Source organism: Streptomyces noursei ATCC 11455 (genome assembly GCF_001704275.1).
Classification (GTDB): Bacteria; Actinomycetota; Actinomycetes; order Streptomycetales; family Streptomycetaceae; genus Streptomyces; species Streptomyces noursei.
In genome coordinates, this window is sequence record NZ_CP011533.1 from 8,284,152 (window position 1) to 8,309,753 (window position 25,602).

Annotated in this window: 6 protein-coding genes; all 6 read left to right on the top strand. The window is 72.0% G+C overall.

Going from position 1 to position 25,602, the window contains the following annotated elements:
• Positions 1 to 50 precede the first annotated feature (50 nt).
• Positions 51 to 968 carry a class A beta-lactamase gene (gene bla / locus SNOUR_RS35470; RefSeq protein WP_067355327.1) on the top strand — a complete coding sequence of 306 codons (918 nt, stop codon included), beginning with the start codon at positions 51 to 53 and terminating at the stop codon, positions 966 to 968.
• A gap of 990 nt (positions 969 to 1,958) precedes the next feature.
• Positions 1,959 to 2,939 carry a LysR family transcriptional regulator gene (locus tag SNOUR_RS35480; RefSeq protein WP_312634686.1) on the top strand — a complete coding sequence of 327 codons (981 nt, stop codon included), beginning with the start codon at positions 1,959 to 1,961 and terminating at the stop codon, positions 2,937 to 2,939.
• A 183-nt stretch (positions 2,940 to 3,122) separates the two neighbouring features.
• Positions 3,123 to 3,956 (top strand): acyltransferase domain-containing protein, encoded by an 834-nt coding sequence (locus tag SNOUR_RS35485; RefSeq protein WP_268254040.1) that lies wholly within the window; start codon positions 3,123 to 3,125, stop codon positions 3,954 to 3,956.
• A 3-nt stretch (positions 3,957 to 3,959) separates the two neighbouring features.
• Entirely contained in the window at positions 3,960 to 4,208 is a 249-nt protein-coding gene (locus tag SNOUR_RS35490) for an acyl carrier protein (RefSeq protein ID WP_067355338.1), read from the top strand.
• A gap of 11 nt (positions 4,209 to 4,219) precedes the next feature.
• On the top strand, positions 4,220 to 6,214 hold the full coding sequence (gene asnB / locus SNOUR_RS35495; protein WP_067355340.1) for an asparagine synthase (glutamine-hydrolyzing): 1,995 nt from the start codon (positions 4,220 to 4,222) through the stop codon (positions 6,212 to 6,214).
• Positions 6,214 to 25,521 carry an SDR family NAD(P)-dependent oxidoreductase gene (locus tag SNOUR_RS35500; protein ID WP_067355343.1) on the top strand — a complete coding sequence of 6,436 codons (19,308 nt, stop codon included), beginning with the start codon at positions 6,214 to 6,216 and terminating at the stop codon, positions 25,519 to 25,521. Before asnB ends, SNOUR_RS35500 begins: the two co-directional genes overlap by 1 nt.
• The last annotated feature ends 81 nt before the right edge of the window (positions 25,522 to 25,602 follow it).

The following is a 25,602-nucleotide window of genomic DNA, read 5'->3' on the forward strand; positions in this document are numbered from 1 at the left end:
GGTCGGGGCTCCGAGAACTTCCCCCTGGACGAAACCGGAGACCCTCGCACATGACCAGTGCCAGCCCGCTGCACCGACGCGGCCTGCTCAAGGCCGGCCTCGCCGCGTCCACCGCCGTACTCGCCTCCGCCGCGTCGTCGTCGGCCGCCTCGGCCGCTGGCTCCGGCCAACTGCGTGGTGCGGCCGCGGAGTTGCGTGATCTGGAGCGGCGGTACGCGGCGCGCCTCGGGGTGTACGCGCGCAACGCCCGCACCGGTCAGGTCGTCGCCCATCGCGCGCAGGAGTGGTTCGCGATGTGCTCGACCTTCAAGACGGTCGCCGCCGCCGCGGTCCTCCGCGACCACGCGCACTGCGCGCCGCTGGACAAGGTGATCCACTATCCGGCCAGGGACATCCTGCCGTACTCGCCGAAGACCCAGGAGCACGTGGACACCGGCATGACGGTGGGCGATCTGTGCGCCGCCACGATCCAGTACAGCGACAACGCGGCCGGCAACCTCCTCCTGCGCCAGCTCGGCGGGCCCGAGGGCCTCACCCGGTTCTTCCGGTCGATCGGCGACCCGACCAGCCGGCTCGACCGCTGGGAGCCCGATCTCAACACCGCCGTCCCCGGCGACCCGCGCGACACCACCACGCCCGAGGCGCTCGGCACCAGCTACGGGCGGCTGGCGCTGGGCCGGGCGCTGACCCACGACGCGCGCGAGCAACTCGTCACCTGGCTCAAGGGCAACACCACCAGCGAGCATCGGTTCCGCGCCGGACTGCCGCAACACTGGGTGGTCGGCGACAAGACAGGCACCGGTGACTACGCGTCCGCCAACGACGTCGGTGTGGCCTGGACCGGCCGGAGCACCCCGATCGTGCTGGCCGTACTGTCGACGAAATCCACCAAGGACGCCCCGGTGGACGAGGCGCTGATCGCGGACGCGGCGCGCATCGTCGCGCGCACCCTCGCCCCCGGCGAGTGACGACCGCCCTCCACCAGGCGGTTTCGCCGCGCGCCGCGGACAGTCGCGGTCCTGCTCGTCCCCGCCCTCACCCGACGCGCGGACGACCACTGGTCGGACCGGGAAGTTGGTGTGCCCGACGCCCCGCGGACAACTGACGTCGAGCGGTGTCGGGCGGATACAAGACACCCACCTCACCGCCGGCGCGCGACACCATTGGCCGGAATGGCGCCGACGGCGCCCCGTCGAACACCCGACGGGGCGCCGTCGGCGATTCCCGGCGGTAACATCGAGATGTGGTCGTGGAGTGCGCCCAACTTTCGCACCGGGCCCGCCATTTCAAGCGATGTGGCGACGCGGCGAAAGGTCTCCGCGACGGCGGGACGACCGCCGTACCGCGCTGCCGCGCTTGAATCATCGAGCAATCCCGTTGGCCGATTCACACGTGTCCAAATGATGAGGGCGTCCTAAAACTTCGTCTTCCGGCCGCGCAGACGTCCGATTATGGTGATCGCCAACGCCAGGAGCGACGGCCGCACCTGGATCGACCGTTGGGATCGATTCTCGTGGCGCCGCCGTAACGGAGAGATTGGGAGTTCAACAGGCGCACTCATATTCCCCCCTCGCGAAGAAGCTGATACCCCCCACGCTGTCGGCCCGGCTGTTCTTCGACGTTGCAGCCGACTCCGCCGTCCTCACGGCCTGTTCCACACCCATCTTGAACCGAATCCGGACGCGATCCTGAGCACGACCGACGACTCGGCGGTCAGAAGGTCGCAAGAATACATCCATTCACGCTGGTCAGGGCGCCCTGCCCTGGGCAGCGGGGAGACCGCCTGCTTGTCGTCGATCGAAGTCGAGGAGAGTCTCACCCATGGTCACCGCCGGCCTGCGCCGGACTCCGGTCGAGTTACCCCGCCGCGCCCCGGCCCGCCGGACCTTCGACCTGCACATGGTCCGTCGGCAGCGCGTCACCCATGTCCGTACGGCCCTCGGCGGCAGTGTCGCCGAATGCGAGGTGCGCGCGGCCAGAATCCGGAAAAAGCCCTCCGGACGTGCACTGTGATAGATCACCTGGGCTTCAGTCTCACGCAACTGCGTTACTTCGTGGTGTCCGCGGAAGTGGGCAACATATCGGAGGCGGCGGAGAAGCTGAGCGCGTCGCAGTCCACCGTTTCCTCGGCCGTGATGAGGCTGGAACGCCAACTGGGCGTGCAACTCCTGCTCCGTCATCACGCCCGTGGGGTCACGCTCACGCCGAGCGGCCGGCACCTGCTGCGCGAGGCACGCGCACTGTTGGGGCAGGCCCGGAGCCTGAAGGCGCGCGGCGATGCCCTGGCGGGTGACACCGCCGGCCCCCTCGACGTGGGATTCCTCTCCTCGCTCGCCCCGTTCCTGCTGCCCCCGGTCCACCGGATGACACGAGAGCGGTATGCGGCGCTGCAACTGAACGTTCTGGAGGCGTCCGCCGGGCAACTCCTGACCTTCCTGCAAGACGGCCGATGCGAAGTAGTCGTGACCTATGACTTCTTGGCGGGTGAGGCCAGGTTCCGTCCGCTGGTCGCCCTGCCGATGCATGCGCTGTTGGCCGATGACGACCCGATGAGCGCGGCCGGTTCGCTCGGTCTGGACGAACTGGCCGCCCGCCCGCTCGTCACCTTGGACGACCCGGCCGTTCTCCGACACCGCGAAGCGGTGTTCGCCGACCGTGGCGTCCGCATGCCGCGGGTGATCACGACGACGAGTCTGGAGACGCTGCGGGGGCTGGTGGCCGCCGGCGCCGGCTTCGGCCTGATGTATCAACGCGCCGCGCACACCTCGACGTTGGACGGTGGAACGGTGTGCGCGGTCGAGATCGCCGGTGAGGTGCCTTCGGCTTCGCTCGGCGTGGCCATGATGCCCGATCTGACCATGAGCAGTCGCGGTAGGGCCTTCCTCCAAGTGCTGAGGTCGGTGGTTTCGCTCGGCTGCGGTGTGAAATCGATTGCATGACCCGGAAGGTCCCGCGGTGCGGCGCTGGCGAAACGATGTGAGCCTGGTCGAAGTGAGCTTACTTCCACCGGAGTTGGCGTCGAGTTCCGCCGTGTGATGCCGGCGCTTTCCTAGCTTTTTGAATCCGGACGATGACCCCTCTCGCAGGCTGTCGCAAGATAAAGGAGTGTCGTGCTGGCGGTTATGTTTGCAGGCCAGGGAAGCCAGGAAAAGGGAATGGGGGGTGAGGTGTTCGAGCGCTATCCGGGGCTGGTGCAGTTCGCCTCGGATGTGCTGGGGTACGACCTCGTTTCCTTGTGCACCGAGGATCCGGACCACTTATTGGCCCGCACGGAATACACCCAGCCGGCGCTCTATGCGGTCAACGCGCTGCGTACGTTCGAGCGGGTGCACCGCGAGGACCGGCCGGCCGACTGCTATCTGGGGCACAGCCTGGGCGAGTACAACGCCCTGCTCGCCGCCGGTGTCTTCGACTTCGAAACGGGGCTGCGGCTGGTCGCCAAGCGCGGCGAGCTGATGGCGGCGGCCTCCGACGGCGGCATGACCGCGGTGATGGACACACCGGCGGAGAAGCTGCTGCAGATCCTCGCGGACGACGGTGTCGACGGTGTCGACATCGCCGGTTTCAACACCGGCTCGCAGGTCGTCATCGCAGCCACACCCCCCGTACTGACCGCGGCGCACGACTGCCTGGCACGCCGGGAGATCCGCTTCGTGCCACTGAAGGTGAGTGCGCCGTTCCACTCCCGGTACATGGAGCCGGCCCGGGTGCGATTCGCCGAATTCCTGACGCAGTTCAGCTTCGCCGAACCCGCCACCCCGGTCATCTCCAACGTCACCGCCCGGCCGTACGAGCCGGGACAGACGGCCCGCATGCTCGCGGAACAGCTGGTGACCCCGGTGCGGTGGACCGACAGCGTCCGCACCCTGCTCGACGGCGACGACGGGCTGGAATTCGACGAAATAGGGGGCCTGGCCCTCTCCCACATGGTGTACAAGATCAAGGCTGGAGCGTGACTGATGACGACGACGGACAGCATCCGTAAGTACCTGGAGGACCGTTTCCTCTTCGAGTTCGACGACACGATCACCCCGGACACCGACCTGTTCAAGGCAGGTGTCATCGACTCGTTCGGCTACGTCAGGATGATGAAGTTCCTGGAGTCCGAGTTCTCCCTGAAGATCACCTCGGAGGACATCCTCACCAACGTCTTCGTCTCGCTGAACGCGATCGACGGATTCGTCCAGAAGAAGATCTCCGCGAGCTAGAAGGACGGATCATGTGCGGGTTGGCTGGATTCCTCTCGACCTCGGTGCATCCCGATGCCACCGCCGGGGTCATCACCTCGATGCTGTCGAACATTCGTCACCGCGGGCCGGACGAGGCCGGCTACTACTTGGATGACGGCATCGCCATGGGCGCGGTGCGGCTGGCCATCGTGGATCCAGCCGACGGCTCGCAACCCATGAGCGACCCCTCGGGGCGCTACTGGATCTGCTTCAACGGCGAGATCTACAACCACATCGAGCTCCGCGCGGAACTCGCCCGGCTCGGGCGGCCGTTCCGCACCGACCACTCCGACACCGAAGTGGTGCTCCAGGCATGGATCCAGTGGGGGTCGGACTGCTTCACCCGCTTCAACGGCGCCTTCGCGGTGGCCATCAGGGACGCGCTGACCGGCGACCTCGTACTGGCCCGCGACCGGTACGGCAAACGCCCGCTGTTCTACGCCGACCACGGCGATGACTTCCTCTTCGCGTCCGAGATGAAGGCGTTCCGCGCCTTTCCCGGATTCCGATTCGCACTCGACCCGAGCGAGCTGGCCACCACCTTCGGGGTGTGGACGCCGCTGCCCGACCGCACGCCGTTCCACGGCATCCGCCAGCTGCCGACGGCCTCGGTGCTGACCCTCAGCGGGGGACGCCGCTCCCTGCGGGCCTACGAGGACCTCGGCTTCGACGTCCCGGCCTTCGACGGCACCGAGGCCGAGGCGATCGACTTCGTCCGGGACACCCTGCGCACCAGCGTGGAGATGCGCCTGCGCACCGACGTCGAGGTCGGCGTCTACCTCAGCGGCGGCCTGGACTCCTCGATCGTGACGAGGCTGGCCACCCGGCTCTCCCCGCACCAGGTCCGCACGTTCTCCGTGGCGTTCCAGGACAGGACGTTCGACGAGTCCGACAGCCAGTCCCTGGTCGCCGAGCACCTGGGCACCCTGCACTGCACGGTCCCGATCACCAGCGCGGACATCACCGACAACTTCCCGGCCGCGGTGTACCACGCCGAGGTCCCCACCTTCCGCACCTCGTTCGTGCCGATGTTCCTGCTGTCCCGGCACGTGCGCGACGCCGGCATCAAGACCATCCTCAGCGGCGAGGGCGCCGACGAGGCGTTCCTGGGCTACTCGCTGTTCCGCGAGACCCTGCTGCGCGAGCAGTGGAACGAGCTGCCCGACGACGAGCGCCGCACCAGGCTGGCCAACCTGCACCCGGAACTGGCGCACTTCGGTCCCGCCCACCAGGCCCATCTGCTCGGCCTGTACCAGCAGTTCTCGGAGGAACGGCTGCCGGGCCTGTTCTCCCACGAGATGCGCTACCAGAACGGCCGGTTCGCGGCGCGTCTGCTCGCCGACCGCCGCGACCCGTTCGCCGATCTGCTCGACCTGGTCGCCGCGGCGCCCGGCTACGCGGGCATGTCCGCCGTGCACAAGGCCCAGTGGCTGGAGTACAAGACGCTGCTGGCCGGATTCCTGCTGTCCACGCAGGGGGAGCGCGCCGCGCTGGCGCACAGCGTCGAGAACCGCTGCCCGTTCCTGGACCCGGCCGTGGTGCGCGCCGCCGCGTCGGTCAACCTCCGCTACGACGACGGCCAGACCGAGAAGGCCATCCTGAAGAAGGCGTTCCGCGCCGAACTCCCGGAGTGGACCACCAGCCGTCCCAAGCAGCCCTACCGCGCGCCGGGCAGTGCCGCGTTCAAGGACAGCCGTCCGGAGTACCTGGAACTCCTCTTGTCCGACCGTGAGTTGGCCAAGATCGACTGCCTGGACCACACGTTCGCCCGCCGCCTGGTTGACAAGATCATGTCCTCGCCGGTCGAGGAGATCAGCACCAAGGAGGACCAGACCTTCGTGTATCTGCTGACCACAGCGGTGCTCAACCAACAGTTCGTGCTCGACGACGGGAGCGGGCGGCACGGCGCGTCGGTGCCCGGGGACCTGGACCTGCGGGTGACCGTCGACAACCGCCGTGCCGTGCAGAAGGTGGGGGAGCGCTGATGGCTGCCGACGACATCGCGATCATCGGGCTCGCACTGCGGTTCCCCGGTTCCGACACGCTGGTCGAGCTGTTCGACCACCTCGCGGCGGGCCGCTCGCTGATCACCGAGGTGCCCGCCGAACGGTGGTCAAAGGAACGTTACTTCGGCGATCCGCGCAGCGGCGAGGAGAAGACCAACAGCGTCTGGGCCGGCTTCATCGAGAACGCCGACCGCTTCGACGCGGCCTTCTTCAACATCTCGCCGCGCGAGGCGGAGACGATGGATCCGCAGCAGCGGTTCGCGCTGGAGCTGGCCTGGCAGGCCATCGAGGACGCCGGCTACCGGGCGGGCACGCTCGCCGGCAGCCGCACGGGCGTCTTCATGGGCGTGTGCCACGGCGACTACGCCGAGCTGATCGAGCGCGACGACGTGCCGACCGACGTCTACTTCCCGACCGGCACCGCGTACTCGATCGTGGCCAACCGCCTGTCGTACTTCTTCGACTTCCACGGCCCCAGCATCGCCAACGACACCGCCTGCTCCAGCTCCCTGGTCTCGCTCTACGAGGCGGTTTCCGCACTGCACAACGGCGACTGCGACCTGGCGCTGGCCGGTGGCGTCAACCTGTGCTGGTCGCCGAAGCTGTTCGTGGCGTTCAGCAAGGCCAGCATGCTCTCGCCCACCGGCACCTCGCACGCCTTCGACGAGGGCGCCGACGGATTCGTCCGGGGCGAGGGCGGCGCCGTCCTGCTGCTCAAGCCGCTGGCCCGGGCCGTGGCGGACCGCGACCCGGTGCACGCGGTGATCAAGAGCGTCGGCACCAACCACGGCGGCAAGACCAACTCGCTGACCGTGACCAACCCGACCGCGCAGGCCACCCTGATCGAGGACGTCTACACCCGCGCCGGGATCGCGCCGGAGACCGTCGGCTACATCGAGGCCCACGGGCCGGGCACACCGGTCGGCGACCCGATCGAGATCCTCGGCCTCACCCGCGCCTTCCGGAACCTGCACGAGGCCAACGGGACCGAACCCCGGCCGGGCAGCACCGGCATCGGCTCGGTGAAGACCAACATCGGTCACCTGGAGTCGGCCGCCGGCGTGGCGGGCGTGGTGAAGGTGATCGGCGCGATGGCCGCCGGGACCCTGCCGGCGACGGTCAACTTCCGCACCCAGAACCAGCTGATCGACCTGGACGGCAGCCCGTTCTACATCGTCGGCGACACCCAGCCGTGGCCGGCCGACGAGGGGACACCGCGCCGGGCGGGCGTCAGCTCGTTCGGCTTCGGCGGCACCAACGCCCATGTACTGCTGGAGGAACCGACCCGCGAGGAACCGGCCCGCGAGGAACTTCGTGACGAGCCGGCCCGTGCGGAGTCGGCCGCCGAGGCGCCGGGACCGTACGTCATCCCGCTCTCGGCGAAGAAGCCGGAGCGGTTGCGCGCGCTGGCCGACCAGCTGCGGGACCACCTGCGGGCCCCGGAGAGCGCGCTGCGGCCGCGCCAGTCGCTGGCCGACATCGCGCACACCCTCCAGGTCGGCCGGGAGCCGATGGCGGCCCGGGCCGTGCTCGTCGTCGCGGACCGGGAGCAGCTCGTCGACGCGCTGGCGTCGGTGACCGACGGCGAGGTGCACAACCCCGCCGAGGCCGGCCCGGACACGGTCGCCGCGGCCGAGGAGTGGGTGCGCGGGGGAACCGCCGACTGGCCCCACGACCCCGAGGCACACCGCGTCCGGCTGCCCACCTACCCCTTCGCCCGCGACCGGCACTGGTACCGCACCCCGGCGGCCGGGACGCCGGACCCCGCGGCGCTGCACCCGCTCGTCCACCGCAACACCTCCGATCTGGCGCAACAGCGCTACACCAGCACCTTCACCGGGTCCGAGCCCTTCCTCGCCTCCCACCAGGTGCGCGGCGCGCGCGTGTTGCCCGCGGTCGCGTACCTGGAAATGGCGCGGGCCGCGGTGGAGTCCGCGGCGACCGGGGACGGGGCGGTCCGGCTGCGCGACGTGGCGTGGATGCGGCCGATCGTCGTGGACGAGCCGGTCGACGTGCACATCGGACTGACCCCGCGCGGCGACACGATCGCGTTCGAGTTCCTCCAGGGCGAGACGACCCACAGCGTGGGCTCCGCCGAGCTCGTCACCGTGCCGGAGCCGTCGCCCCTGGACCTGGACGCCCTGCGCGCGTCCTGCGCGACCCCGCGCGACCCCGACGAGATGTACGCCCAACTCGACGCCCAGGGACTGGAATACGGGCCGGACATGCGCGCGCTGCGCGACGTCTGGGTGGGGCAGGACGAGGCGCTCGCCCGCATCCAGACCACCGCGGCCGACGGATGCGTGCTGCCGCCGAGCCTCCTGGACGCCGCCTTCCAGACCTCCGTGCTCCTGATGGGCGAGAGCACCGGCCCGACCCTGGCCTTCGCCCTCGACGAGCTCCAGGTCCACCGGCCCTGCCCGTCCGAGACCTGGGCCTGGGTCCGACGCAGCGGCGACTCCGGGGCGCTCGCCAAGTTCGACATCGACCTGTGCGACCGCGACGGCGTGATCAGCGCCAGCCTGCGCGGCCTCGCCCAGCGCACCACCGACGCCGGCCCGCGCGTCGTCACCGCGACCACGCGGTGGATCGACCGGGCGACGAACCCGGCCGACGGCTCCCGCACCACACACTCCGTGACCCTGCCGGAGATCGCTCCGGCCCGTCCGGCCGACGGCGTCGAGGCCATGACGGAGCAGGTGTTCGCCGAGGTCCAGCAGCTGCTCGCGGCCGGCCCCAAGGGCGAGCACCGGTTCCTGGCACTGGTCGACGCCCGGGTGCCGGCGCACCTCCACGCCCCGCTGACCGGCCTGTTCCGCACCGTCGCCCTGGAGAACCCGCTCGTCTCGGGCCGCATCGTCCGGGTCACGGGCCTGGCCGCGGCCTCCCCGGAACAGGTCGCGCGGATCGTCCGCGAGGAAGGCGCCGACGACTCCGCCGACACCGAGGTCCGCTACTCCGCCGACGGCACCCGGCAGGTGCGGGAGCCCGTCGAGACGCAGCTCGGTGCCGGTCCCCGGGTGCCCGAGCTGCGGGCCGGCGGGGTGTACTGGGTCACCGGTGGCCTCGGCGGCATCGGCCCGCACCTCGCCCGCTACTTCGGCCGCGCGGAGGCGACGGTCGTGCTCAGCGGTCGCTCCACGGCCGGCTCCGTCGCGGCGCTGCGGGCCGAGGGCGTCGACGCGCACTACCTGCCGGTCGACGTGGCCGATGCCCAGGCCGTGCGGGACGCGGTCGCCACGCTCGTGCGGGAGCACGGTTCGCTCGACGGCGTCGTGCACGCCGCCGGTGTGCTGCGCGACCAGTACCTGCTGCGCAAGGACCTCGCCGACGTCCCCCTGGTGACCGCGCCGAAGGTCCGCGGCACGCTCAACCTCGACGCCGCCACCCGCCATCTCGACCTGGACTTCTTCGCGCTGTTCTCCTCGGTCGCCAGTGTCTACGGCAATCCGGGGCAGTCCGACTACGCGGCGGCCAACGCCTTCCTGGACGCCTTCGCCGAGCACCGGCAGTCGCTGGTCGAGGCGGGGGAGCGCAGCGGGCGGACCGTCGCCGTCAGCTGGCCGCTGTGGGCCGACGGCGGCATGACCGTGGACGAGGTCACCCGGGAGTCGATGCGCCGCGAGCGCGGGTGGCAGCCCCTGCCCACCGAGGACGGGCTGCGCGCCTTCGGCCGGTCCCTGCTCGCCGACGCCCCCGCGCACCTCGTCGTCGCCTACGGTGCCGAGGCCACCCTCGGCGCGGCCCGCCGCGCGGCGCCGGTGCCGGTGGCCTCGTCCGGCGGCGTGGTGGAGGGCGACCGGGCCGGCGCGGGCGACCTCCAGGCGCGGGCCGAGGACCTGCTCAAGGGCGTCGTCGCCGAGGTCCTCCGGCACGCCCCGGAAGACCTGGAGTCGACCACCAACCTGATCGAGTACGGCATCGACTCGCTGAGCATCCTGGGGGTGACCGCCCAACTGGAGAAGCTGTTCGGGCCGTTGTCCAAGACGATCTTCTTCGAGTACCTCAACATCGCGGACGTGGCCGCGCACTTCGTGGAGTCGCGGCGCGAACAACTGGAAGCCGTGCTGGGCAAGACGGAGCCGGCGCAGACGCCGGAAGCACGACGGGACACCCCTGCCGAGCGGCCCAGCGCCCCGGCGACGCGGTTCGACGACGCGGCCGGGCCCGCCACCGCAAGAGTCCGCGAACCCGCCTCCGAGCCCGCCACCGCGGGCGCCTCCTTACGCGGCGCACGCGACGACCGGCACGACATCGCGATCATCGGCGTGTCCGGGCGCTACCCCGGCGCCGACACGATGGACGAGCTGTGGGAGCTGCTGGAGAACGGCCGGCACACCTTCGAGGAGATCCCCGCCGACCGCTGGGACCACGAGGCCGTCCACGACAGCGACCGCGCCGTGCTCGGCAAGAGCGTGATCAGGACGGGAACCTTCCTCCGCGACATCGACGCCTTCGACCCCCGCTACTTCCGCATCTCCAAGCGCGAGGCCGAGCAGATGTCCCCGGAGGTGCGGCTGTTCCTCCAGGCCGGCGTGCAGGCGCTGGAGGACGCCGGTTACTCGAAGGAGACCATCCACCGCCGCTACCAGGGCGACGTCGGCGTGCTCGTGGGCACCATGAGCAACCACTACAACCTCTACGGCTTCCAGAACGGCCTGACCCGGGGCGCGCCGCAGAGCGGCAGCTACACCGGGACGATCCCCAACATGCTGTCCTACTTCTACGGCCTGACCGGGCCGTCGCTCTTCGTGGACACCATGTGCTCGGCCTCGTCCACGTGCGTGCACCAGGCCGTCCAGATGCTGCGGGCCGGCGAGTGCCGGATGGTGGTCGCCGGCGGCATCAACCTCATGCTGCACCCGTACAACCTGATCGCCTCGTCGCAGGAGCACTTCACCACCGGCACCTCCGACGTCATCCGCAGCTTCGGCCGGGGCGTGGACGGCACCATCCTCGGCGAGGGCGTCGGCGCGGTCGTGCTCAAGCCGCTGGTCGACGCCGAGCGCGACGGCGACCAGGTGTACGCCGTCATCAAGGGCACCGCTCTGTCCAATGCCGGCACCCGCAACGGCTTCACCGTGCCGAACCCGGGCATGCAGGCGCACGCGATCGAGAAGGCGGTCGCGGACGCCGCCGTCGACCCCAGGACGATCAGCTACGTCGAGGGGCACGGCTCGGGCACCGCGCTGGGCGACCCGATCGAGGTCCGCGCGCTGACCACGGCGTACCGCAAGCACACCCCGGACCGGCAGTTCTGTGCGCTCGGATCGGTCAAGGCCAACATGGGGCACCTGCTGGCGGCGGCCGGCATGATCGGGCTGGCCAAGGTGCTGCTGCAGTTCCGGCACGGCAAGCTGGCGCCGTCCCTGCACAGCACGGAACTGAACCCGGACATCGACTTCACCGACACGCCGTTCCGGGTGCAGCAGACGCTCGCCGACTGGCAGCCCCCGGTCACCGTGGTGGACGGCCGGGAGGTCGCCCACCCCCGCCGGGCCGGCATCACCTCGATCGGCGCCGGCGGCATGAACTCGCACATCATTCTGGAGGAGTACCCCGAACGTCCGGCCCGCCGGGAGCCGTTCGGCGAGCAGCTCTTCGTGTTCTCCGCGATGAACGAGGCCGCGCTCGGGCGCTATCTGGCCTCCTTCCGCGACTACCTCGCCGGGGCGCCGGAGGCCGATCTCCCCGACATCGCCTTCACCCTGCGCGTGGGCAAGAACGAACTGGCCCACCGCTGGGCGTTCGTCGCGGCGGACAAGCGGTCCGCGCTGGCGGCCGTCGACGGCTACCTCGCCGGGCGCCGGGAGCTGCCCGCGCACGACCTCGCGACGACCTGGGTCGCCGGCAGGAGCGTCGACTGGGACCAACTGCCCACGGCACGCCGGGTGTCGCTGCCGGCGTACCCGTTCGAGAAGGTGCGGTGCTGGGTCGAGCAGACCGAGGGCGCGCCGTCCGTGCTGGCCCCGCTGGCATTGCGGGAGCGGCTGCACCCGTTCCTGGGGCGCAACGCGTCCGACGTCCGCGGCCTGCGCTACGCGACGGACGTCCACCTCGACGACCTGCTCGACTACGGCTACCGCCGGGACAAGGCGCCGGCCGTCGTGCCCACCTTCGCCGTGGACCTCGCGCTGGCCACCGCGAAGGTCAGCGGATTCGCCGCACAGGCGTCGGTCCACGACCTGCGCGTGCTGCGGCCCGTCGACTGGTCCGCGACCCGGCGGCTGGTCACGGAGTTCGCCGACGGCCACGGCGTCGTACGGACCGACGACGGGTCGGCGGCCGTGGAGTTCACCGTGCGGGCCGCCACGCCGCCGTCCGGTCGGATCGACCTGGCCGGCCTGCGGCAGGTGCGCACGCGGGAGCAGTTCCTGGCGGAGCTGGCCGACGGCGGGCTGGACTACAAGCCGGCGTCGTGCGCGGTCGACGGCGTGTTCCGCACGCCGGACGAACGGACCGTGCTGCGGGTCGGCCGGCCCGCGTTCCAACAGGACCACGCGCGGCGCAACGTCACCGTGGAGCCGCACGTCCTGGCCGCCCTCGCCCAGGGCGTGCAGTGGGAGGCCCGGCGTGCCGGTGCACCGGACTGGGCCCGGACCGCGCTCAACCACGTCGCGGAGATCCACGTGCGGGCCGGCGTGCCGGTCGCACACGTGCTCTTCGAAGCCGACCGGATCGTCCTGGCCGACGAAACGGGCGAGGTCGTCGGGGAGTTGACCGGCGCGCGGCGCGGCGTCGGAGGGACGACGCCGGCCGACCGTCCGGTACCGCAGGCCGCCCCGGCACGCGTCGAACCGGAGCCGGTGAGCGTCGAGCCGGTGGCATCGCCCGTGCCGGCCGTCGTGGACGTGCTGCGGTCCATCGCCGCCGACATCCTCAAGTTCGCGCCGGAGGAGCTCGACCCGCGCACCGGTCTGGACGCGTTCGGCTTCGCCTCCATCTCGCTGGTGGCCTTCGCCAAGGAGATCCACGAGCGGTTCGGCGTCACGATCAGCCCGGCGGTCTTCTTCGACGTCAACACGCTTCAGGCACTGGGCACCTACCTCGCCGACGAGCACGGCGTCACGGTCGAGGCCCGGCCGCCGCGGCCGGTCCGTGTCGAGGAGCGGCCCGAGCCGGTCCGCGCCGAGGCCCGGCCGGAGCCGGCCGGCGACGCGGCCGATCCGCGTATGCCGATCGCCGTCATCGGCGCGGCGGGGCGCTTCCCGGGCGCCCGCGACCTGGACGAGTACTGGGCGAACCTGGTGGCCGGCAAGGACTCCGTCACCGCCTTCCCGCTGCACCGGTACGACGAGAACCAGCGCCGGACCATCGCCGACCAGGACTTCCCCCAGCGGGTCGGAGCCCTGGACGACATCGACGCCTTCGACGCCGGCTTCTTCCGCATCCTGCCGCGCGAGGCCGATCTGATGGACCCGCAGCACCGCCTCGCGCTGGAGACGGTGTGGCAGGCACTGGAGGACAGCGCGTACCGGCCGGCGGACCTGCCCACCACCACGGGCGTGTTCCTCGGTGTCTCGGGCAACGACTACGCGACCCTGCTCACCTCGCTCGGTGTGGCACCGGACGCCTTCACCGCGACCGGGACGACGCACTCGATCCTGGCCAACCGCATCTCCTATCTGCTCGATGTGCGCGGCCCGAGCGAACCGATCGACACGGCCTGCTCCAGCTCGCTGGTGGCGGTGCACCGGGCGATGGAGGCGATCCGTTCCGGCGCCTGTGACATGGCCGTCGCGGGCGGGGTGAACGTGCTGCTCAGCACGGACGCGTTCGTCAGCGCGCACCGCGCGGGCATGCTCAGCCCGGACGGCCTGTGCAAGACCTTCGACGCCGACGCAAACGGCTATGTGCGGGGCGAGGGCGTCGGGGCGGTCGTGCTCAAGCCGTTGGCCGCGGCGGAGCGCGACGGCGACGCGATCCTCGGCGTGCTCCGGGGCAGCGCGTGCAACCACGGCGGCCGGGCGAACTCGCTGACCGCGCCGAACGCCGACGCCCAGGCCGAGCTGGTGACGACCGCCCTCGGCGACCTCGACCCGGACACCGTCGGCTACCTGGAGACGCACGGCACGGGCACGGCCCTCGGCGATCCGGTGGAGGTCCGCGCGCTGCGCACGGCGTTCCGCCGGCTGGGACGCCGTGACGACGGCGCGTGCGGCCTCGGTTCGGTCAAGACCAACATCGGCCACCTGGAGTCGGCCGCCGGCATCGCCGGACTGCTGAAGGTGCTGCTCGCGCTGAAGCACGGTGTGCTGCCGGCGACCCAACACGTCCAGCAGGTCAACCCGTACATCGAACTGGCCGACGGCCCGTTCCACATCGTGCGGGACAACGAGCCCTGGGCGCGTCCCCGCAACCGTGACGGCAGCCCCGCGCCGCGGCGCGCCGGGGTGAGCAGCTTCGGGTTCGGCGGCGTCAACGCCCATGTCGTCGTCGAGGAATACGTTCCCCGCGACCAGGACGGGGAGACCGCCGCCACGGTGGCGGTGCCGCTGTCGGCCCGTACCCGGGAGCAGTTGACCGCCCGCGCCCGGGACCTGCTGTCCTACCTGGAGAGGTCGGACGACGTCCCGCTGCGGTCCGTCGCGTGGAGCCTGCAGATCGGCCGCGAGGAGATGGCGGAACGCGTCGGCTGGGTCGTCTCGTCGCGTGCCGAACTCCTCGACCGGCTGCGGGCGTTCGTCACCACCGGCGACCGCGGGAGCGGCGAGGGGCCGATCGGGGAGTGGATCGACGGCGCCACCGTCGACTGGCGCGCGACGTTCGGCGGCACACCGCCCCGGCGCGTGCGGCTGCCCGGATACCCCTTCGCCCGGGACCGGTTCTGGATCCCCGGCACCAGGCACCTTCCCGGCACCGAGCAGCCCTCCGGGGCCGGGCGAGGTCCCCGCACCGAGCAACCCGGCGGCGACACGCAGGAGATCGGCACGGTCCTGCTGACGCCGCGGTGGACGCCGACGCCCGCGGCCGCGACCGGCCGGTACGACCGGCGCGTCGTGGTGCTGTGCGGGATCGACGGGTCCGTGCCCGGCGCGCTCCACCTGGACACCGTCAAGCGGCGGCCGGAGAGCCGGTTCCGCGACCTGTCGTGGCAGCTGCTGGAGACCGTCCGCGGCCTCGACACCCGGGCCGGCACCACCTTGGTGCAGGTCGTCACCGACGACATCGCCCTGGCCGGCCTGCTGCGGACCGTCGCCAAGGAGAACCCCCGGATCGCCGGCCAGGTCATCGGCCTCGATGACGCCGGCGGCACCGACGTGGCCGCCGTCGTGGCGGAGAACGCCGAGGCCACCGACGATCTCGTGGTCTACCGCGACGGTGTCCGGCACACGCGCACCTGGGCGCCGGCCGCGCCTGCGAGCACGGCGGCCGACACGCCGTGGCGCGACGGCGGCAGGTACCTGATCACCGGCGGCGCCGGCGGTATCGGCGCCCGCCTGGCCCGCCGGATCGCCGCGGACGTGCGGCGACCGACCCTGGTACTGGCCGGCCGGTCGCCCGGCGACGGCCGGGTGGACCGCCTGCTCGCCGAGTTGCGGCAGGCCGGCGCGGACGCGCGGTATGTGCGCGCCGACGTCTCCCGTTGGGAGGAGGTGCGGCACCTCGTCGCCGAGGCGGGCGAACTCACCGGGATCGTGCATGCCGCCGGCGTGGTCCGGGACGCGCTGCTCGCGGACAAGACCGTCGAGCAGTGGGACGAGGTGCTCGCGACCAAGGTGGACGGTCTGGTGCACCTCGACCGGGCCACCGAGCACTGCCCGCTGGAGTTCCTGCTGACGTTCTCCTCGGGCGCCGCGCTCACCGGCAACCCCGGCCAGTCCGACTACGCGACCGCCAACGCCTTCCTCGACGAGTTCGCCGCCGTGCGCAACACGCGGGTCGCCGAGGGACGGCGCCGCGGGCGCACGCTGTCGCTGGCGTGGCCGCTCTGGGAGGACGGCGGCATGCGGGTGGACGACCGTGCTCGGGCATATCTGTGGGAGGACCGGGGGTTGGCCCCGATGCCCACGGAGGAGGGGCTCACGGCCCTGCTCGACGCCTGGCACACCGGGGCGGACCAGGTGTGGGTGCATCACGGCGACCCGCGGCGGGCGCGGCAGAGTGCGCCGGCCGCGACACCCCGGCCGGCCGCGGCCCGACCGGTCGCGACACGCCCCGTGCCCACCGCGGACCCGGACGTCCTGGACCATCTCCTCACGGTGTTCGCCGAGGTCACCGGTCTCGCGCCGGGTTCGGTCGACCCCGACCGCCCGCTCGTCGAGGTCGGCCTGGACTCGATGATGGTCCTCCAGCTCAACCGGGAGCTGATCCGGACCCATCCCGACGTCTCCTCGACGATCTTCTTCGAGCAGCCGACCCTTCGGGGGGTCGCCGGCCAACTCACCGGCCACCGGCCGGAACCGGCCCGGCAGCACTCGACCGGCACCACCGACACGCCGACCACACCCACTGTCACCACCGTCACCGCCGACACGCCGACCGGCCGCGCCGAACCGCCGGCCGCCGGCACCGACGAGCCGATCGCGATCATCGGGCTGAGCGGGCGCTACCCCGGTGCCGCCGACCCGGACCAGTTCTGGGACAACCTCCGGGCCGGCCGCGACTGCGTCCGGGAGGTGGACCGCTGGCCGCTGGACGGCTTCTTCGAACCGGACCGCAACACGGCGGTCGCCACCGGCCGCAGCTACAGCAAGTGGGGCGGCTTCCTGGACGACTTCGCCGCGTTCGACCCCAGGTTCTTCGGCATCGCCCCGCGCGACGCCTACGCCATGGACCCGCAGGAGCGGCTCTTCGTCCAGGCCGCGTGGGAAGTCCTGGAGGACGCGGGCTACACCAGGGCACGCCTGGCCGACCGCCACGGCCACGGGGTCGGGGTGTTCGCGGGCGTCACCAAGGTCGGCCACGCCCGGCACGACGTGGGCCGACTGCCCTCGGGCGAACTCGTGGTGCCCGGCCTGTCGTTCGCCTCGCTGAGCGCCCGCGCCTCCTACCTGCTGGACCTGCGCGGACCGAGCCTGACCATCGACACCATGTGCTCGGCGTCGCTGACCGCGATCCACGAGGCGTGCGAGCAACTCCGGCGCGGCGCCTGCGAGGTGGCGATCGCCGGCGGCGTGAACCTCTACACCCATCCGCTGGACTACGTCGAACTGTGCCGCTCCGGCATGCTCTCGCCCGACCGGCACTGCCGCAGCTTCGGCGCCGGCGGCCACGGGTTCGTGCCCGGTGAGGGCGTCGGATGCGTGCTCCTCAAGCCGCTGTCCCGGGCGGAGGCCGACGGGGACCGGGTGCTCGCGGTGATCCGCGGCTCCAGCGTCAACCACGGCGGCCGCACCACCGGCTACACCGTGCCGAGCCCGGTCGCCCAGGCGGATCTGGTCCGACAGGCGCTCGACCGGGCCGGGGTCCACGCGCGGGAGGTCAGTTACGTCGAGGCGCACGGCACCGGCACCGAACTGGGCGACCCGATCGAGATCACGGGTCTGACCACGGCGTTCGAGCAGGACACCGCCGACCGACAGTACTGCGCGATCGGCTCGGTGAAGTCGGGCATCGGCCACCTGGAGGCCGCGGCCGGAGTGGCCGGCCTGACCAAGGTGCTGCTCCAGATGCGGCACCGGCAGCTCGTGCCGACCCTGCACGCCGAACGACTCAATCCGAACATCACCTTCGAGCGGACCCCGTTCCGCGTCCAGCGCGAGCTGAGCCCGTGGCACTCCGAGGGCCCGCGGATCGCTGCGGTGTCCTCGTTCGGGGCCGGCGGCTCGAACGCGCACCTGATCGTCGAGGAGTATCCCGTGCAGCCGACCAACGGCCCGACGAACACCGCAGAACAGGTCGTCGCCCTCTCGGCGAGGACTCCCGAGCAGCTCACCGCGTCCCTCGACCGGTTGGCCGGGTTCCTCGACCGCAACCCGGACACCGACCTCGCCGACCTGGCCTTCACGCTCCAGGTCGGACGGGAGGCGATGACCGAGCGGTACGCGGTCGCGGTGTCGTCCACCGCGGAACTGAGGACCAGCCTGCGTGCCGGCCGGGGACACCGGGGTACCGTCGAGGCTTCCGGCGGTCTGCTCGCCGAGATCACCGACGACGGCGATCTCCAGGAGCTGCTGGTGCGGCGGTGGATCGCCGCCGGCAAGCTGTCCAAGCTGGCGGCGCTGTGGGCCTCGGGCGTCGCGGTGGACTGGGAGCGCCTGCACCAGGGCGCGCCGCGCCGGGTGGTGTCGCTGCCGACCTATCCGTTCGCCAAGGACCGGTTCTGGATCGGCGACCTGACCCGGACGGCGCCCGCATCGGTCGCGGCCCCGGCCGCCGAGCCCGTCGTCGAACGCGCCGCCCGACCCGCCGCCGCACCCGTCGTCGTGGAGCCGGCCGCCGTGGCGCCCGTTGCCGCGGAGCCCGCAGCCGCGCCCCCCGCCGTCGGGCGCCGGAACCTGGACGAGATCGTGCCCGCCGTGGTGCGCGAGAAGATCGCCCGCGCGCTGGCGCTGGAGGTCGCCGAGATCGAGGGCGGCCTGGCGTTCGCCGACTACGGCCTGGACTCGATCCTGGCGATCCGCGTGGTGCACCAGCTCAACGAGGCGCTGTCGCTGGACCTCCCGACCAGCGTGGTCTTCGACTTCAGCACCGCCGACCGGCTGACCGCACACCTGCTCACCACGTACCGGGACACCCTTGCCTACACGGAGGGCGCCGCGGACACGGCGTCGGAGCCGGCGGACGCCCCGCAGACGACGGGCGAGCCGGTGCCGGTGCCGGTGCCGGTGCCGGTGCCGACCGGGCGCCGGGCGGACGAGCGCGTCAGCGGGGAGCGCGGACCGATCGCGGTGATCGGCATGAGCGGCCGGTTCGCCGGCGCCGACTCGCTGGACGAACTGTGGACGCACCTGGCCGACGGCGACGACCTGGTCACCGGGACGACCCGGTTCGACCTCGACGGAGTGAGCAGCTGCACCCGGGGCGGATTCCTCGACCGCATCGACGAGTTCGACGCGATGTTCTTCAACATCTCCGGCACCGAGGCCACGGTGATGGACCCCCAGCAGCGGCTGCTGCTCGAAGAGTCCTGGAAGGCGTTGGAGGATGCCGGATACGCCGGGCAGATGGGCCGGCGGCGCTGCGGCGTGTACGTCGGAGCCTGGGCGGGGGACTACCAGGGGCTGCTCGACCCGGACGCCCCGGCGCAGACCCTGTGGGGCAACATGACGTCGGTCATCCCGAGCCGGGTGTCCTACTTCCTCGACCTCAAGGGCCCGGCGATCGCCGTCGACACCTCGTGCTCCAGCTCGCTGGTGGCGATCGACCTGGCGTGCAAGGGCCTCTGGTCCGGTGAGACCTCGATGGCGCTGGCGGGCGGGGTGTTCCTCCAGTCCACGCCGCGGCTGTACGGGCTCGCGGGCCGCGCCGGCATGCTCTCGCCGACCGGGCGCTGCCACACCTTCGACCACCGCGCCGACGGCTTCGTGCCCGGTGAGGGCGTCGGGGTCGTGGTGCTCAAGCGCCTCGCGGACGCGCTGGCCGACGGCGACCACATCCACGGCGTGATCAAGGCCAGCGGGGTCAACCAGGACGGCGCCACCAACGGCATCACCGCGCCGAGTTCGCTCTCCCAGGAGAGCCTGCTCCGCGAGGTGTACGAGCGGTTCGACGTCGACGTGACGCGGATCGGGCTCGTCGAGGCGCACGGCACCGGCACCAAGCTCGGCGACCCCATCGAGTTCCAGGCACTCGACCGTGCCTTCCGCGCCCACACCGACAGGACGGAGTACTGCGCGGTCGGCTCCTTGAAGACCAACATCGGCCACACCCAGTTCGCGGCCGGCGTCGCGGGCGTGCTGAAGGTGCTGCTGGCCCTCAAGCACCGGCAGATCCCCGCCTCGCTGCACTTCGAGACCGCCAACGAGGCGATCCCCCTCGCCGGCAGCCCGTTCTACCTGAGCACCCGCACCCACGCCTGGGAGGCGCCGGCCGGCGCGCCGCGCTGCGGTGTGGTGAGTTCCTTCGGCGCCAGCGGGACCAACGCACACCTCGTGCTCGAAGAGGCGCCGCCCGTCGCGCGCACCGCGACCCCGCACAGGGCCCACACCGTGGTCCTCTCGGCGCGCACCGAGCAGCAACTCGACGAGCAGAAGCGCCGGTTGGCGGCCCACCTGCGCGCCGACGCCGCGATCGACCTCGGCGACCTCGCGTTCACGTTGGCCGTCGGCCGGCAGCGCTTCGCGCACCGGTTCGCCTGTGTGGTCCGGGACCGCGAGGAGTTGATCCAGGTCCTCGACGGCACGGTCCCGGCCCGCCTGCCCGCCGAGGAGCCGATACCGGCCGAGGGGCGCCGCATCCCGCTGCCCACCTACCCGTTCGCCCGCGACCGGTACTGGCCCGCGGCGGCCGGCGACGACCGGGTGACGCTGACCCGGGAACACGGCCTGCTGCGCGACCACGTGGTACAGGGCCGCCACATCCTGCCCGCGGTCGCCTCCCTCGAACTGGCCCGCAAGGCGGTCGGCACCGTCCCGGTGCGGATGCGCAACGTGACGTGGGTGCAGCCGCTGGAGGTAGCCGACACCCCGGTGGAGGCCCGGGTGACGGTGCGCGCGACCGGCAGGGGCGCCCACCGCTTCGAGATCGCCACCGGCGACACCGTGTGCTGCGAAGGCAGCATCACGCCGTCCGACGCCCCGCGCCCGGCCCGGGCCGACCTGGCCGCACTGCGCGCGGACTGCCGGGAGACCGTCTCCGGCGACCGCATCCACGACGCCCTGGTGTCGATGGGCATCGACCACGGCCCGTCGCTCCGGGCGATCCGGCAGGCACACGTCGGCTCCGGGCTCGTCCTGGCCGAACTGGCGCTGCCCGACGGGGCGGAGCCGGGGGTGCTGACACCCGCGATGCTGGACTCGGCGATCCAGTCGGCGGTGGCGGCCCACCTCACCGGGATGCGGGACACCGCCGTGCCGTTCGCCCTGGACCAGCTGGACGCGTTCGCCCCGTGCACGCCGACGATGTGGGCGATCGTGCGGGGCGGCGGCTCCGGACCGCTCGACAAGCTGGACATCGACCTGGTGGACGCCGACGGCGAGGTCTGCGTGCGGCTGACCGGATACACCTCGCGCCGCACGGTCCAGGCCGAACCCGCGCTGTTCGCTCCCGTGTGGGACCCGATCACCGCGGCCGAAGCGCCGGTGCCGTCCGGCACCGACCGGGTCCTGGTCGTCGGCGGGCCCGCACCGTTCGACACCGCCCTGACCTGGCCGTTGCCGCCCTCGGCGACCGTCGAGGAGGCGACCGCCGCGCTGCGCGCCCTCGGCCCCGTCGACCACCTGGTCTGGGCCGCGCCCGAGACCAAACTCGAACCCACCGACGCCCCCGGGCACGTCGCCGCCCAGAACGACGGCGTCGTCGCGGCGTTCCGCATGATCAAGGCGCTGCTCGCCGCCGGATACGACGCCCGGCCGCTGGGGATCACACTGGTCACGATCCGCGCCCTCGCCACCCACGCCCACGACGCCGTCCAGCCGGCACACGCCGGACTCCACGGCCTGTTCGGGTCGTTGGGGCGGGAGTACGGGCAGTGGACCGTGCGCCGCGTCGACCTCGACACCCCCGAATGGCCGGCCGATCTCACGGCGCTGCCCGCGCAGTCACCCGACGACGCCTGGGCCCGCCGCGCCGGCCAATGGCTGGCCCGACACTGGGCGCCCTGCGCGGCACCGGCGAAACCGGTCTACCGCGAGGGCGGCGTCTACGTCGTGATCGGCGGCGCCGGCGGCCTGGGCACGGCCTGGACCCAGCACGTGGTGCAGCACTTCGGCGCGCACGTCACCTGGATCGGCCGCAGCGCGCACGACGCGTCCGTGGACGACAAGCTGCGCGCCATCACCGGACGCGGCACCGTCCGCTACCTCAGCGCCGACGCAGGGGACCCGGCCGCGCTGCGCCGGGCCGTCGCCGAGGTCAGGCAGCGGCACCCGCGGATCGACGGGGTGGTGCAGGCCGCACTCGTCCTGCGGGACAGCACCTTCGCCAGGATGGACGAGGCGACGCTCCGCGCCGGACTCGCGGCCAAGATCGACGTCACGACCGCGATGGCCGAGGTCTTCGACGGCGAGCCCCTGGACTTCGCGGTGCTGCTGTCGTCGATGCAGTCCTTCACGACCGCCGCCGGCCAGGGCAACTACGCGGCCGGATGCACCTTCAGCGACGCCTATGCGCACGCCCTCGGCCAGCACTGGGACACACCGGTCAAGGTCATGAACTGGGGGTGGTGGGGCGACCGCGGGAGCGTCACCTCCGCGTTCTACCGGGAGCGGCTGAGCCGGGTCGGACTGGTGTCGATCGAGCCGCACGAGGGGCTCGCCGCCCTGGACACGCTGCTCGGCGGGGACCAGCGGCAGCTCGCGTTCATCAAGACCAACCAGCACAACACCCTGGCCAACTTCGACCGCGGCACCCAGGTCACCGTGCACGAGCCGACGCCCTCCCGGGTCCGCGGCGAGCTGCTGCTCACCTCCGACGGCGTGGACGGCCGCATGGACGGGGTCGTGCGGTGGCGCCGAACCGAGCGCGACCCGTGGTTGGCCAAGGTCCTGGCGGCGCAGCTGGCGTCCCTCGACCACGGCGAGATCCTGCCGTTGTACGCCGACTGGTTGGCGCACGCCGAGCAGGTCGGGGTGCCGGCCGAGCCGGTGGAGGTGGTGCTGGCGCAGTGGGACCGGCAGTGCGAGCTGTGGTCGACCGACGCCCACCGCACGGCCGAGCTGCGGCTGGTCTCCGCCACGCTCAGGGCCCTGCCGGACGTCCTGACCGGCCGGATCCGACCCACCGACGTCATCTTCCCGCGCGGCTCCATGGAGCTGGTGGAGGGCTGCTACCGGGACAACCCGGCCGCCGACCTGTTCAACCAGGCCATGGCCCGCGCCGCCGTGGACATCGTCACGGAGCGGCTGCGCCACGAACCCGGTGCGCGGCTGCGGATCCTGGAGATCGGCGCCGGCACCGGCGGCACCAGCAGCGGGATGTTCGCCGCGCTCAAGCCGTACCAGGACAGCATCGAGAGCTACGTCTACACGGACCTGTCGAAGGCGTTCCTCAACCACGCACGGGCCACGTACGGGCCGGACGTGCCGTACCTGGACTGCCGGCTGCTCAACATCGAGCAGCCGCTGGCCGGGCAGGACGTCGCGGAGGGCGGTTTCGACCTGGTGATCGCCGCCAACGTGCTGCACGCGACCCGGGACACCCGCAACACCCTGCGCAACGCAAAGGCCGCCCTGCGGGCCGGCGGATGGCTGCTGCTCAACGAGCTGTCGGCGTTCGACCTCTTCAGCCACCTGACGTTCGGGCTGCTGGAGGGCTGGTGGCTGTTCGACGACCGGTCGCTGCGGATCCCCGGCTCGCCGGCGCTGTCGCCCGAGAGCTGGCGGGACGTGCTGACCGGAGAGGGATTCGGCACCGTCGTCTTCCCGCTGTCGCAGGCGCTGCCGCTGGGGCAGCAGGTCATCGCGGCGGAGAGCGACGGCGTGGCACGGCAAGGACTGGCCGGCGCGGCCAAAGGGCGCGCCCGGCAGGGGACGAGCACCCCGAAGGCGGGGGCGCGGCCCGGCGCCGGCGGCGCGGAGCGCACGGTGCAGGCACCGCGATCCGAGCCCGCGCCTGCCCCGGTGTCCGGCACCGCGGTCGTCGCCCCTGAGGCGGCTCCGGTCCCGGCGCCCCGGCCCGCACCCGCCCCGGTGGTGAGCCCCGAGCCGGCGCCCGCCGCCACCCCCGCAGCGGTGTCCGACCCGTCCGCGGTCATCCTCGACAAGGCCGCCGCCGTCCTGGGCATCCCGGCCGACCGGATCGACACCTCGGCCCGGCTCACCGACTACGGCCTGGACTCGATCCTGGTCCTCCAGCTGACCAACGCCCTGCGCGAGGAGTTCGGCGACGACGTCTCCTCCACCCTGCTCTTCGAGGTGGAGTCCATCGACGGCCTGTGCGCCCACTTCGCGGGCCCGGCCGGCGAACGGTGGAACCTCTCGCGCGGGCAGCTGACCATGTACCGGGACCAGCGACGCTGCCCGGAGTCGACCGCCTACCATCTCCCGCTCCTCTTCGAGATCCACGGCGACCTGGACGAGGCGGCACTGGAGCGGGCGATCCGCGCGCAGACGGCACTCCACCCGGTGCTGAGCGCGGTCCTCGGCGAGCGGGACGGCGAGCCATACCTGGACATCGACCCGACCAGGGTGCCGTCGTTCGAGCGGATCGACATCGCGGCCGCCTCGCGCGTCGCCCAACTGGCCAGGCTGCGGGAGCTGGTCAACATCCCGTTCGACCTGGCGACGGGCCCGCTGGTCCGGACGCACCTGGTGACCCTCCCCGGTCGACGCCGGCTGCTGATGATCACCGCGCACCACATCCTGCTGGACGGTACGTCGACCGCGGTCCTGGTCCGCACGCTCAAGGACGCCTACCGGGGCGGGGGGAACCCGAGCCGGGCCGCCTACGGCGACTTCGTCGCCTGGGAGGAGGCGCTGCTGACCGGCCCACGGGCCGCGCGGCACCGCGACTACTGGGTCGGTGAGTTGGCGGCCCCGCGCAGGGCGCTCGCGCTGCCGTACGACCGGCCGTACGACCCGGAGCGGCTGCCCCGCGTGGACACGGTGACGTTCACGCTGCCGCCGGCACTGGCCACCGCACTCGCCGACACGGCACGGGAACACCGGGTCAGCGTGGCGACCGTGCTCTTCGCGACGTACGCGCGGTTCCTGCACGAGCTGACCGGACAGGACGACCTGATCCTGGGCATGACCGCCGCCGCCCGCTACGAGCAGCGGTTCCAGGACGTGGTCGGCCAGTTCGCCAACTGCCTGCCGATCCGCTGCGCGGTCACCGGCGGCCTCCCCGAACTGCTCGGTCCGCTCCAGCGCAAGGTGGTCGCCGGCATCGAGCACGGCGCCTACCCCTTGCTGGAGATCACCCGGGCGCTGGGGGCGGAGGACGAGCCGCTGGTACTGACCAACTTCCTGTTCCAGAACTTCGACGGCGCCGAACTGCTCACCAACGACGCGCCGGCCGGTCAGGGCGAGTTGGACCTGCGGCGGTTCGACGACCTGCCGTACGCCGGAGAGTACGTACTGTCCGCGGAGTTCTACCGGGAGGGCGCGGGCTACAAGGTGTTCCTCAAGTACGACACCCATGTCTTCAACGAAGCCACGGCGCGCCGTATGAGGGACGAGTGGCACGCGATCATCCGGGATGAACTGGGCCGGCACGGCGGGACGGCGGAACCGGACGCGTAGCAGCGGGTGAACGGGCCGGGCCGCGGAGACGTTCGACGTCTCCGCGGCCCGGCTGCGGTGTCCGCCCCGTAGAAGAGAGGG